At 71.1% G+C, this 11260-nt stretch carries 11 protein-coding genes; 7 read left to right on the forward strand and 4 right to left on the reverse strand.

Annotated elements, in window-relative coordinates; translation table 11 throughout:
* Positions 1-38 precede the first annotated feature (38 nt).
* A complete protein-coding gene (locus A5750_RS19760) occupies positions 39-1982 on the forward strand; it encodes a primosomal protein N' (RefSeq protein WP_067265151.1) in 1944 nt (647 codons plus the stop codon).
* A 128-nt stretch (positions 1983-2110) separates the two neighbouring features.
* A complete protein-coding gene (locus tag A5750_RS19765; RefSeq protein ID WP_066945122.1) occupies positions 2111-2599 on the forward strand; it encodes a MarR family winged helix-turn-helix transcriptional regulator in 489 nt (162 codons plus the stop codon).
* On the opposite strand, the gene A5750_RS19770 is transcribed toward A5750_RS19765, so the two are convergent.
* Entirely contained in the window at positions 2596-3408 is an 813-nt protein-coding gene (locus A5750_RS19770; RefSeq protein WP_066945119.1) for a class I SAM-dependent methyltransferase, read from the reverse strand. The two genes, A5750_RS19765 and A5750_RS19770, sit on opposite strands and share 4 nt — an antisense overlap.
* A 169-nt stretch (positions 3409-3577) precedes the next feature.
* On the opposite strand from A5750_RS19770, the gene fmt reads away from it, so the two are divergent.
* Genes fmt through ribD form a run of 4 tightly spaced genes read left to right on the forward strand, consistent with a single transcriptional unit; the run spans position 3578 to position 7633 of the window.
* Complete coding sequence (gene fmt, locus A5750_RS19775; RefSeq protein WP_066945256.1) at positions 3578-4510, forward strand: methionyl-tRNA formyltransferase; 933 nt, start codon at positions 3578-3580, stop codon at positions 4508-4510.
* Positions 4507-5892, forward strand: coding sequence for an RsmB/NOP family class I SAM-dependent RNA methyltransferase (locus tag A5750_RS19780; protein ID WP_066945116.1), 1386 nt, complete (start codon positions 4507-4509; stop codon positions 5890-5892). Before fmt ends, A5750_RS19780 begins: the two co-directional genes overlap by 4 nt.
* 32 nt (positions 5893-5924) lie before the next feature.
* Entirely contained in the window at positions 5925-6614 is a 690-nt protein-coding gene (gene rpe / locus A5750_RS19785; protein WP_067265155.1) for a ribulose-phosphate 3-epimerase, read from the forward strand.
* Positions 6611-7633, forward strand: coding sequence for a bifunctional diaminohydroxyphosphoribosylaminopyrimidine deaminase/5-amino-6-(5-phosphoribosylamino)uracil reductase RibD (ribD, locus tag A5750_RS19790; protein WP_067265144.1), 1023 nt, complete (start codon positions 6611-6613; stop codon positions 7631-7633). Before rpe ends, ribD begins: the two co-directional genes overlap by 4 nt.
* 6 nt (positions 7634-7639) lie before the next feature.
* Here the strand turns inward: ribD and A5750_RS19795 are convergent, their stop codons facing one another.
* Both A5750_RS19795 and A5750_RS19800 read right to left on the reverse strand, forming a co-directional pair.
* Positions 7640-9196 (reverse strand): MFS transporter, encoded by a 1557-nt coding sequence (locus A5750_RS19795; RefSeq protein WP_066945109.1) that lies wholly within the window; start codon positions 9194-9196, stop codon positions 7640-7642.
* Positions 9193-9900 (reverse strand): LppX_LprAFG lipoprotein, encoded by a 708-nt coding sequence (locus A5750_RS19800; RefSeq protein ID WP_067265148.1) that lies wholly within the window; start codon positions 9898-9900, stop codon positions 9193-9195. The genes A5750_RS19795 and A5750_RS19800 overlap by 4 nt, the downstream gene beginning before the upstream one ends.
* Positions 9901-10028: 128 nt before the next feature.
* On the opposite strand from A5750_RS19800, the gene A5750_RS19805 reads away from it, so the two are divergent.
* Positions 10029-10631: a riboflavin synthase gene (locus A5750_RS19805; RefSeq protein ID WP_066945102.1), complete on the forward strand. Its 603-nt coding sequence runs from the start codon at positions 10029-10031 to the stop codon at positions 10629-10631.
* Positions 10632-10667: 36 nt separating this feature from the next.
* On the opposite strand, the gene A5750_RS25515 is transcribed toward A5750_RS19805, so the two are convergent.
* Positions 10668-10943, reverse strand: a complete 276-nt coding sequence (locus tag A5750_RS25515) for a hypothetical protein (RefSeq protein ID WP_231989257.1) — start codon at positions 10941-10943, stop codon at positions 10668-10670.
* Positions 10944-11260 lie beyond the last annotated feature (317 nt).

Consider the following 11260-nt stretch of genomic DNA (forward strand, 5'->3'; position numbering starts at 1 on the left):
CACCCGTGCAGGTGGAACCCATCGCCCGGGTGCTGCCGATGCTCTCGGTGCCGCACCTGGACCGTGAGTTCGACTACCTGGTTTCGGCCGAGCAGTCCGACGACGCCCAGCCCGGGGCGCGGGTGCGGGTGCGGTTTCACGGCCGCCTGGTGGACGCGTTCGTGCTGGAGCGCCGCAATGACACCGACCACCAGGGCAAGCTCGGCTACCTGGACCGCGTCGTGTCAGCCGAACCCGTGCTGACACCGGATATCCGCCGGTTGGTCGACGCGGTGGCGGCGCGTTACGCCGGGACCCGGCCGGACGTGCTGCGCCTGGCGGTGCCGGCCCGGCACGCCCGGGTGGAACGGGAACCGACGGCGCCCCACCGGCTGCCCGTGCCCGCGCCCGTCGACCCGTCGGCGTGGGAGGGGTACGCCCGGGGCGCCCAGTTCCTGGCCGCCCTGGCCGAGTCCCGGGCCGCGCGGGCCGTCTGGCAGGCGCTGCCGGGGGAGTCGTGGGCGGACCGATTCGCCGAGGCGGCCGCGCAAACCATCCGCGCCGGACGGGCGGTGCTGGGCATCGTGCCCGATCAGCGGGATCTGGACGCGCTGTGGCGGGCCGCGACCGCGCGGATCGACGAGAGCGGCGTGGTGGCGCTTTCGGCCGGGCTCGGGCCGGCCGCCCGCTACCGGCGGTGGCTCGCGGCACTGCGCGGTCAGGCACGGTTGGTGATCGGCACTCGCAGCGCGGTTTTCGCGCCCCTTAGCGACCTGGGCCTCGTCATGGTGTGGGCCGACGCCGACGATTCACTGGCCGAGCCGCGGGCACCCTACCCGCACGCCCGGGAGGTGGCGATGCTGCGGGCGCATCAGGCGCGCTGTGCGGCGCTGATCGGTGGTTACGCGCGCACTGCAGAAGCCCAGGCGCTGGTGCGCACCGGGTGGGCCCATGACATCGTCGCGACCCGGGCGGTGGTGCGCGCCCGCACGCCGCGGGTGGTCGCCCTCGACGACACGGGCTACGCCGACGAACGCGACCCGGCCGCGCGCACCGCGCGCATCCCGTCGATCGCGCTGCGCGCCGCCCGCTCGTCGCTCGAGGCCGGGGCGCCGGTGCTGGTGCAGGTGCCGCGGCGCGGGTATGTCCCGTCGCTGGCCTGCGCGCGCTGCCGCACGATCGCCCGGTGCCGGCACTGCACGGGCCCCTTGTCGTTGCAGGAGGGCGGCCAGGCGCTGATCTGCCGGTGGTGCGGGCGCATCGACCCGACGCGGCGGTGCGCGCGCTGCGGTTCGGACGCGGTGCGCGCCGTGGTCGTCGGGGCCCGCCGCACCGCCGAGGAGCTTGGGCGCGCGTTTCCCGGTACCGCGGTGGTCACCTCGTCCGGGGAAGGTGTCGTGCCGTCGGTCGCCGCCGGCCCGGCCCTGGTGGTGGCCACCCCGGGGGCGGAACCCGGCGCGGCGGGCGGCTACGGCGCGGCACTGCTGCTGGACACCTGGGCGCTGCTGGGGCGACAAGACCTGCGTGCCGCCGAGGACGCGCTGTGGCGCTGGATGACCGCCGCCGCCTTGGTGCGTCCCCGCGGCGAAGGCGGGGTGGTGCTGGTGGTGGCCGAATCATCAATTCCCACAGTCCAATCGCTGATCCGCTGGGATCCGGTGGGTCACGCGGACGCCGACCTGGCGGCTCGGGCCGAGGTGGGCTTGCCGCCGAGCGTGCATATGGCGGCGCTCGACGGCGCGGCCGATGCGGTGGCGGCACTGCTCGACGAGGCCGGGCTGCCGGACGGGGCCGACGTGCTGGGGCCGGTGGATTTGCCGGCGGGTGTGCGCCGCCCGGCGGGGACACCGGCCGGCGTCCCCGTGACGCGCATGCTGGTGCGCGCCCGGCGAGAGCAGGGCCTGGCGCTGGCCGCGGCGCTGCGTCGCGGTGTGAGCGTGCTGTCCGCCCGCCAGACCCACGAGCCGGTCCGGGTCCAGATCGACCCCCTGCACATCGGGTGACCTCGCCAAATCCTGCCCGAGGGGATAGTATGCGTCGGAAATAATCCCTGGGTACGACATTGGAAGGTTGTTACACTTCCTGATCTTTAGCCGCCGATATGCCGGAGACGGTCCGGAGAAGGGGCGACATGGCAGCGGACAACGCGACGACTGCGGACGAGTCGCTGGACGTCATCACTGACGCTTTGCTGACGGCTTCCCGCTTGCTGGTTGCCATTTCGGCGCGCTCGATCGGTCAGGTGGACGAGACGATCACGATCCCGCAATTCCGGACGTTGGTGATCCTGTCCAATCGGGGCCCGGTCAACTTGGCCACCCTGGCCGGTCTGCTCGGCGTGCAACCATCCGCAACGGGGCGGATGGTCGACCGACTCGTCGCGGCAGGGCTGATCGATCGCCTACCGCACCCGACGTCCCGTCGCGAGCTGTTGGCCGCGCTGACCAAGCGGGGGCGGGAGGTCGTTCGTCAGGTCACCGCGTACCGGCGCAACGAAATCGCCACCATCGTGGAGAAGATGCCGCCGCCGGAACGCCACGGGCTGGTGCGGGCCCTGACCGCGTTCACCGCCGCCGGCGGCGAACCGGATGTGCACCTGGATGCCGAGCTCGACCTCTAGCGCTTCTCGGCGGTGACCAGCAGATACTCCCAATGCATGGTGCCGTTGGAGAGGTAGTGCTGCGCGAGCTCGACCAGCTGGGCGTCGAGCTCGGCGGCCAGCACCCGGTTGTGGCCGATGTTCGCGTAGGCCTCGATCGTCGGACCGTAGTGGTTCTTGAAGTACGTGTGCACCGCCTCGGCGTCGTCGAACCGGTTCACTTCCAGCATTCCCCGCACCGCGGTCACCGGGCCTACGCGCTCGCCGAGCAATCCGGTGACGTAGCCCGTACGTCCCCACAGCGCGGCCGGCGGCACGGCCTGCGACAGGCTGGGCCGGTACGGCCGGATGGTGGCAAGCATGCGGCCGAAGAACCCGTCCGGGGTCCAGCTGATCAGGCCGATCGTCCCGCCCGCCCGGCAGACCCGGACCAATTCGTCGGCGGCCCGCTGCTGGTCCGGCGCGAACTGCACGCCGATCGCGGAGATGACGGCGTCAAACTCGCTGTCGCCGAACGGCAGCGCGTGCGCGTTGGCCTCCCGGTAGTCGATCGTCAGGCCCCGGGCCGCGGCGCGGGTCCGCGACCGCTGCAACAGCTGGGGCGTCAGGTCACTGGAGACCACGGCGGCGCCCGTCGCGGCGGCCGGAAGCGAGATGTTGCCCGAGCCGGCCGCGACGTCGAGCACTCGCATGCCCGGCCCGATGCCGGTGGCCTTGACCAGCACCGGACCCAGCGGGGCCATCACTTCCTCCGCCATCAGGGCGTAGTCGCCGAGAGCCCATACCGCGCGATGGGGGGCGGCATCGCTGATCGTGGTGTCGAGAGTCATCAGACCTCCTTGAAGGTAAGGAAAGGGCTGCCCACTCGACCTCGTCGTCCCTAGCAAGGCAGTTCGGCCACCGAGCGAGATGGTGACCTGTAGCAATAGTATGCGTTAGAAACAATGTACACGGGCAACTTCGGGTGGGGCGGCCGTCTGGGCTTTCTAGACTGTGCCGGTGCGCCTTGTCTTCGCCGGCACCCCCGAACCCGCGCTGCCCGCGCTGCGCCGCCTCATCGACTCGCCGCGTCACGAGGTGATCGCCGTGCTGACCCGGCCCGACGCGGCCGTCGGCCGGCACGGCAAGCCGCAGCCCTCGCCGGTGGCCCGCGAAGCGCTCGACCGTGGCATCCCGCTGCTGCGACCGGCGCGGCCGAACGCGCCGGAGTTCGTCGCCGAGCTGTCGGAGTTGGCGCCGGACTGCTGCGCGGTGGTGGCCTACGGTGCGTTGCTGCGCGACGGACTGCTCGCGGTGCCCCCGCACGGGTGGATCAACCTGCATTTCTCGCTGCTGCCGGCCTGGCGTGGGGCGGCCCCGGTGCAGGCGGCGATCGCGGCCGGGGACGCCATCACCGGGGCGACCACGTTCCAAATCGAGCCCAGCCTGGACTCCGGCCCCGTCTACGGCGTCGTCACCGAGACGATCCGGCCCACCGACACCGCGGGCGAATTGCTTGAGCGGCTGGCTGTTTCGGGTGCGGCGCTGCTGTCGACCACGCTGGACGGCATCGCCGATCAGACGTTGACGCCACGGCCGCAACCCGCCGACGGCGTCAGCATCGCGCCGAAGATCACCGTCGAGCAGGCCCGGGTGCGCTGGGACCTTCCGGCGCTCGTCGTGGAGCGCCGGATCCGTTCGGTGACGCCCAGCCCGGGCGCCTGGACGCTGATCGGCGACCTTCGCGTCAAGCTCGGTCCGGTGCACGTCGATGCGGACGGCCCAGAATCGTTGGCGCCCGGCGCTATTCACGTCGACCGTAAAGGCGTGTGGATCGGCACCGGTTCGCAAGCCGTGCGACTGGGCCAGATACAGCCTCCCGGAAAGAAACGCATGAATGCCGTCGACTGGGCGCGCGGTGCCCGACTCGACTCCGCTGTGCGGGCGACGTGAGCCGGCCCCGACCGCCGGCTCGCGGGCACGGCAAGCGGCGCAAGCCGCTCGACCCCGCGCGCGCCGCGGCGTTCGAGGTGCTGCGGGCGGTCAGCGAGCGCGACGCATACGCGAACCTGGCGCTGCCCGCGCTGCTGCGCGAGCGCGGGATCAGCGGCCGCGATGCCGCGTTCGCCACCGAGCTGACGTACGGCACCTGCCGCACCCGGGGCCTGCTCGACGCGGTCATCGGCGCCGCCGCCGGCCGGTCGCCGGACACTATCGACCCGGTGCTGCTCGACCTGCTACGGCTCGGCACGTACCAGTTGCTGCGTACCCGGGTGGACAAGTACGCCGCGGTGTCCACCACGGTCGAGCAGGCCGGCATCGAATTCGATTCAGCCCGAGCGGGTTTCGTCAACGGCGTGCTGCGTGCAATCTCCGCGCGCGACGAGAAGTCCTGGGTCGGGGAACTGGCGCCCGACCCGTCGCGAGATCCGGTCGGGCATGCCGCCTTCATGCATGCGCACCCGCGCTGGATCGCGCAGGCCTTCGCCGACGCGTTGGGGCCTGCCGCGGCCGAGCTCGACGCGGTGCTGGCCAGCGACGACGAACGGCCTCAGGTGCACCTGGCGGCCCGTCCCGGGGTACTGACGGCCGCGGAACTGGCCGACGCCGTGGGTGGCACGGTCGGCCGGTATTCGCCCTATGCGGTGTACCTGCCGGGCGGCGACCCCGGGCGGCTGTCGCCGGTGCGCGACGGCGCCGCGCTGGTCCAGGACGAGGGCAGCCAGCTGGTGGCGCGGGCGCTGGCGCTGGCACCGGTCGAGGACGACACCGGACGGTGGCTCGATCTGTGCGCCGGACCGGGCGGCAAGACCGCGCTGCTGGCCGCCTTGGGCGCCGGTGCCGGGGCCCGCGTCACTGCGGTGGAGCCGAACCCGCGCCGCGCCGACCTGGTGGCCGAGAACACCCGGGGGCTCCCGGTCGACGTGCTGCGGGTCGACGGGCGGCAGACCGATCTCGAGCCGACCTTCGACCGGGTGCTCGTCGACGCGCCGTGCACCGGGCTGGGCGCGTTGCGGCGCCGACCCGAGGCGCGGTGGCGGCGGCAGCCGGCCGACGTGCCGACGCTCACGAAGCTGCAACGCGAGCTGCTGGGCGCCGCGATCGCGCTCACCCGGCCTGGGGGTGTGGTGCTCTATGCGACCTGCTCGCCCCACCTCGCCGAAACCGTCGGGGTGGTCGCCGACGCGCTGCGCCGGCACCCGGTGTGCGCCTTGGATACCCGGCCGCTGTTCGATCCCGTCACCGGGCTGGGGGATGGGCCGCACGTCCAGCTGTGGCCGCACCGGCAGGGCACCGACGCGATGTTCGCCGCCGCGCTGCGCCGCGAAGCGTGAACCGTCCGGCGCGGCTCAGTAGTGTGGCGCACATGCCTGGTAACACCGGTAGGCCCCTGATCGCGCCGTCCATCTTGTCCGCCGATTTCTCGCGGCTGGCCGACGAAGCGGCCGCGGTGGTGGGCGCCGACTGGCTGCACGTCGACGTGATGGACAACCATTTCGTGCCCAACCTGACCATCGGCCTGCCGGTGGTCGAGAGCCTGCTCACCGCCACGGCCATCCCGATGGACTGCCATCTGATGATCGAGGACCCCGACCGATGGGCGCCCGGCTACGCCGAGGCGGGCGCCTACAACGTCACCTTCCACGCCGAGGCCACCGACCACCCGGTCGCGGTGGCGCGCGACATCCGCGCCGCGGGCGCCAAGGCGGGCATCAGCGTCAAGCCGGGAACCCCGCTGGAGCCGTACCTGGAAATCCTGCCGCAGTTCGACACCCTGCTCATCATGTCGGTCGAGCCCGGCTTCGGCGGCCAGAGCTTCATCCCCGAGGTGCTGAGCAAGGTCCGCACCGCGCGCAAGCTGATCGACGCGGGGGAGCTGACGATCCTGGTCGAAATCGATGGCGGCATCAACGACGACACCATCGAGCAGGCCGCCGAGGCCGGAGTCGACTGCTTCGTCGCCGGGTCGGCCGTCTACGGCGCGGAGGACCCGGAGGCCGCCATCGCGGCGCTGCGGAGGCAGGCGGCCGCCGCGTCGCCGCACTTGCGCCGATGAACCAACCCGCCGACGGCCTCGACGCGGCCATGCGCCTGGCGATCGAGCAGTCCAACCACGTCAAGGGCGCCACCTATCCGAATCCGCCGGTGGGCGCCGTCATCCTGGACGTCGACGGCGAGGTCGTCGGAGTCGGCGGCACCGAACCCGCCGGTGGCGACCACGCCGAGGTGTTGGCGCTGCGGCGGGCCGGCGAGCTGGCGGCCGGCGGGACCGCGGTGGTCACGCTGGAGCCCTGCAACCACCACGGCAAGACCCCACCGTGCGTGAACGCCCTGCTGGACGCCAAGGTGGGCGCGGTGGTTTACGGCGTCGCCGACCCGAACCCGATCGCCGCCGGGGGCGCGGCCCGGCTGACGGAAGCTGGCGTAAGGGTGACCTCCGGGGTGCTGGCCGACGAAGTGGCCGGTGGACCGCTGCGGGAGTGGTTGCACAAGCAGCGGACCGGGTTGCCGCACCTGACGTGGAAGTACGCCAGCAGCGTCGACGGCCGCAGCGCGGCCGCCGATGGCACCAGTCAGTGGATCTCCAGCGAGGCCTCGCGGTTGGACCTGCATCGCCGCCGCGCGGCCGCGGACGCGATCGTGGTGGGCACCGGCACCGTGCTGGCCGACGATCCGGTGCTGACCGCGCGGCTGCCCGACGGCTCGCTGGCCGACCGGCAACCGCTGCGCGTGGTGGTGGGCATGCGCGAGATACCGCCGGAGGCAAAGGTTCTCAACGACGATTCGCGGACCATGGTGATTCGCACGCACGATCCCATGGAGGTGATCAAGGCGCTTTCGGACCGCACCGACGTCCTGCTGGAGGGCGGCCCCACCCTCGCGGGCGCGTTTCTGCGGGCCGGGGCGGTCAACCGCATGCTGGTTTACGTCGCGCCGATGCTGCTCGGCGGCCCGGTCTCGGCGGTCAACGACGTCGGGGTGCCCACCATCGCGCGGGCGTTGCGCTGGCAATTCGACGGAGTCGACCGCGTGGGCCCGGATCTGCTGCTCAGCCTGGTGCCGCGCGGCGAGTAGGAGCGCCTAGCGCTCGCCCAATGAGATCGTTTGCGGCTCGGGCACTTCCGTTTCCTCGGCGTGTTCCTTGCGGCCACCGATCAACAGGCCCAGCAGCGCACCCACGATGCAGATGACCACGGTGGCGCTGAAGATGTCGCCGTACATCATGGCGAACGCCTTGAGGTACATCGTCCCCTGCGCGGCGATCCGCTCCAGCAGCGAGGCGTTGGGAGGTATCGCGGCCGTCAACCCGGCGACGATCTGGTTGAACCGGTAAAGGCCCCACGCGCTCAGCGCGGCCACACCGATGAGCATGCCCGTCATCCGGGCCACCACGACCGCCGCGGAGGCGATGCCGTGCTGGGCCGAGGGAACGACCCGGAGGGCGGCCGAGGTCAGCGGGCCGATCACCAGGCCCAGGCCCACGCCGGCGACCAGAAGGTCGGCGTGCAACACGGGAACACTGAAGACCCCGAAGATGTCGTGCTTCTGGCTCAACACGTCTTGGCGCCAGAAGTGAATCAGCCAGTAGCCGTAGGCCGCGATCAGCAGCCCGATGAAGGTCATCACCCGGTCGCCGACCCGGGTGGCGATCCAGCCGCCCAGCACCGCGCCGATCGGCAGCGCGATCAAAAACCACAGCAGCAACCCGGCTGCCTGCGTCTGGTCCATCTGCAGCACGCCCTGGCCGAACAGCTCCACGTCGACCAGCGTCACCATCAGCGCCGCGCCCGCCGCCAGCGATGCGCCCAGCGCGGCCAGGAACGGGCGGAAGTGCACCCCCGCCGGCTCGATCAGCCGGGTGCGCGAGAACCGTTCCCAGAGCAGGAACAGCACCGCGACGACGACCGCCCCGATGACCAGCGGCAGACCGTAGCTCGGCAGGATCTGTTTGCCGTCGGGTTGCGGGTTGTACAGGCCGATGACCGCAAGGCCGAGGGCGACCGCGAGCAGCACACCGCCGACCAGGTCGACCTTCTCAGGGTTCTCGACCTTTTCGTGCGACGGCAGGCTGAACTGGATCATCGCCATCGCGATCAGGGTCAGCGGGACGTTGATCCAGAACACGTAGCGCCAGTCGTGGAACAAGTAGACGATGAAGATCCCGTACAGCGGGCCCAGCACGCTGCCGAGCTCCTGTGCGGCGCCGATGCCGCCCAGCACGCCGGCGCGGTTGCGCTGTGCCCACAGGTCGGCGCCCAGGGCGAGCGTGACCGGCAGCAGCGCGCCGCTGGCCACACCCTGGATGGTGCGGCCGGCGATCAGCAGGTGGAAATCGCCCCAGTGCCCGGCCAGCGCGGTCACCACCGACCCCACCATGAACAGGGTCAGGCTGACTTGCAGCACCAGCTTGCGGCCGAACCGGTCGGAGGCCCGCCCCAACAGCGGCATGGCGGCGATGTAACCCAGCAGGTACATCGTGATGATCCAGGTGATGCGCTGGAGCTGGTTGATCGGGATGTGAACGTCGCTCATGATGTCGCGCATGATCGTCACGACGACATAGGCGTCCAGGGCGCCCAGCAGAACCGCCAGACTGCCGGCGCTGATGGCGACGCGGCGGCCGGTCTGCGAACTCATGAACTCACCGGGGGCTTGGTGACCTGAACCTGCTCGCCCCAGTTGGACAGCGTCACCTGGATCGAGTTGCCGGAGCTCTTCTGCATGTTGGCCTGGACCAGCTGGTGGTCACCGGTCTCCTGGATCCACACGGTGCTCGGCACCGGCTGCGTCGCGTTGAACTGGGGCATGATCTTGTTCACCGCATCCGCCGAGACGTTGCCGCTGACGCGAATCGTGTTCTGACCGTTGATGGTGTTGCGGCCCTCGGCCTTGGCGTTGGTGAAGTTCGCCAGCGCGTTGGCAAGCCCGGTGTCCGGGTTCAGCAGCACCGACACGTCGTAGATGTCGGACGCCTTTCCGAAGTCGCTCCACTTGTTGGGCGTCAGCGTGGCGTACAGGTTTCCGTCGACGACCACGAAGTTGGCGTCGATGTCGGATCCCCCGAGGGTGATCGTGGCGTTGCCAGACGCGGCGGTGGCCGGCGCCGTGGTGAGGTCACCGGTCAGCGTTTTGATGGGCAGCCCCTGGATCTTGCCCTGAATGCTCAGCACGAGATGCACGCTCTTCACATTCTTGGTGGCGTCGGCCGACTGCTTGACCAGGGTCGTGCCGTCGGGCAGCGGGGCGCCGCTCTGCTTTGAGCCCGACGAGCAGCCGGCGATCAAGGCGGTGGCGAGGGTCAGGGATGCGAGGACGGCCGATAGACGGCGGCGGGTCTGCATATCTTGCATCGTAGAGGGTGCCCATGACCGGCTTGGGAGACGTGGGGCCGCGGTGTCGGCCCGGCGCTGAAGCTTTGGCCTGCTCACCAGTGCGACTACGGCATCCGGACGGCCGATAACCTGATGGAATGTTCACCGGAATTGTCGAGGAGCTCGGGGAGGTGACCGGCTGCGACATGCTCGCCGACGCCGCCCGGCTCACCATCCGCGGACCGATCGTGACCTCCGACGCCGGGCACGGCGACTCGATCGCCGTCAACGGCGTCTGCCTGACCGTCGTCGAGCTGCTGCCGGACGGCCAGTTCACCGCCGACGTGATGGCCGAGACCCTCAACCGGTCCAACCTGGGCTCCGTGCAGGTGGGCAGCCCGGTCAACCTGGAGCGCGCCGCCGCGGTCAACAGCCGGCTCGGCGGGCACATCGTGCAGGGGCACGTGGACGGGACGGGCCAGGTGGTGAGCCGGGCGCCGTCCGAGCACTGGGAAGTGGTGCGGATCGAGATCCCCGCGGAGGTGGCCCGCTACGTGGTCGAGAAGGGGTCGATCACCGTCGACGGCATTTCATTGACGGTCTCCGGGCTCGGTGCCGGACCGGGGGACTGGTTCGAGGTTTCGCTGATCCCCACCACCCGCGAGCTGACCACGCTGGGCCGCGCTCCGGTCGGAACGCAGGTCAACCTCGAAGTCGACGTGATCGCGAAATACGTTGAGCGGTTGCTCACCCCGCGTTAGGCCGCGTTCGGAAAAGTCCGCCCCACGCCGGTCCGCTCAGCAGGGTTCGCCCGGCGGCGTCCAGTACGGCTCGCCGGACGGGGTGTAGCACGGTGGTGGTGCGTCGGGTGGCGGGACCGTCATCGCGCCGGCCGGAAGGACCCAATTATCCCAGCGCCCCGGGTCCGTGCAGCCGCCGACGCTCACATGCCGACCGCCGACGTCAGCGCACGCATCGGCCGTCGCCCGTTGCGGGCAGGCGACGCCCGCTGCTAATCCGGCCGCGAACATCAAGGTCACGGCCGGTGCCGCCAGTCTTACCGCGATTTTCATCCGCCTAGCCTAGATTGCTGGCACCGGATCAGGAGCCGTTTTGCCCCGCCGGCCTATTGCTGCGGCGCACTGGGAGCGGCGGGCGTGGGCGACCGCGGACGGGGGCGGATTTGCCCGCAGTTCAGGCCGATGATGCAGTGCCAGCCAGCCGCCTGGGGTTGGACCGGGTCACAGCATTGGTCGTCCGGCGCCGCAGGCGCCGGATCCACGGTCGGCGAAGGGTCCGCGTCGATGTGCGTGTCCGGAACATTGGCTCCAATGACTCCCCCGACACCGCCCCCCGTCAGGGCCAACCTGGCGGCCCCCCCGCAGGCCGC

The organism is Mycobacterium sp. 852002-51613_SCH5001154, assembly GCF_001667425.1.
GTDB lineage: Bacteria > Actinomycetota > Actinomycetes > Mycobacteriales > Mycobacteriaceae > Mycobacterium.

Excerpts from the sequence above, each read along its gene's own strand:
- A5750_RS19760 (WP_067265151.1), top strand. The coding sequence starts at position 39 with ATGCTCTCGGTGCCGCACCTGGACCGTGAGTTCGACTACCTGGTTTCG.
- A5750_RS19765 (WP_066945122.1), top strand. The coding sequence starts at position 2,111 with ATGGCAGCGGACAACGCGACGACTGCGGACGAGTCGCTGGACGTCATC.
- A5750_RS19770 (WP_066945119.1), bottom strand. The coding sequence starts at position 3,408 with ATGACTCTCGACACCACGATCAGCGATGCCGCCCCCCATCGCGCGGTA.
- rpe (WP_067265155.1), top strand. The coding sequence starts at position 5,925 with ATGCCTGGTAACACCGGTAGGCCCCTGATCGCGCCGTCCATCTTGTCC.
- ribD (WP_067265144.1), top strand. The coding sequence starts at position 6,611 with ATGAACCAACCCGCCGACGGCCTCGACGCGGCCATGCGCCTGGCGATC.
- A5750_RS19795 (WP_066945109.1), bottom strand. The coding sequence starts at position 9,196 with ATGAGTTCGCAGACCGGCCGCCGCGTCGCCATCAGCGCCGGCAGTCTG.
- A5750_RS19800 (WP_067265148.1), bottom strand. The coding sequence starts at position 9,900 with ATGCAGACCCGCCGCCGTCTATCGGCCGTCCTCGCATCCCTGACCCTC.
- A5750_RS19805 (WP_066945102.1), top strand. The coding sequence starts at position 10,029 with ATGTTCACCGGAATTGTCGAGGAGCTCGGGGAGGTGACCGGCTGCGAC.
- A5750_RS25515 (WP_231989257.1), bottom strand. The coding sequence starts at position 10,943 with ATGAAAATCGCGGTAAGACTGGCGGCACCGGCCGTGACCTTGATGTTC.